Genomic DNA, 452 nt, shown 5'->3' on the forward strand with positions numbered 1-452 from the left:
CCGTATGTCCGCCTCGGTGTTTGAGGTGGCTCGCCCTACACTGTGTTTCCGAGGGTTGCTCGGGGTGACCGAGCCGATCCTCATCACAGGAGGACGAGCCATGAAACAGCATACAGATGTTTTCGTCGGGATCGACGTGGCAAAGTCGCGCAACGCTATCGCGATCGCCGAGGGCGAGCGTGGCGGTGAGGTCAGGTACTTCGGTGAAGTGGACGCCGCGTCCGATGCGATGCGGCGGGTCGTGCAGCGGATTGTCGGTAAGTACGGGCGAGCGCATTTCTGCTATGAAGCCGGACCCACCGGTTATGGTCTCTACCGCCTCATCACCGGCATGGGGTATCCGTGCGACGTCGTTGCGCCCTCGCTGATTCCGAGGAGACCTGGCGACCGGGTCAAGACCAACCGGCGCGATGCGGTAGGTCTCGCCAAGCTTTTGCGGGCTGGCGAGCTGA

Annotated in this window: 1 pseudogene; it reads left to right on the top strand. The window is 62.6% G+C overall.

The features are described 5' to 3' along the window. Positions 1-100: 100 nt before the first annotated feature. Positions 101-452: pseudogene (locus tag AX708_RS18580) on the top strand (IS110 family transposase); the annotation flags it as partial.

This window comes from Erythrobacter sp. CCH5-A1, from assembly GCF_001557115.1.
Classification (GTDB): Bacteria; Pseudomonadota; Alphaproteobacteria; order Sphingomonadales; family Sphingomonadaceae; genus Erythrobacter.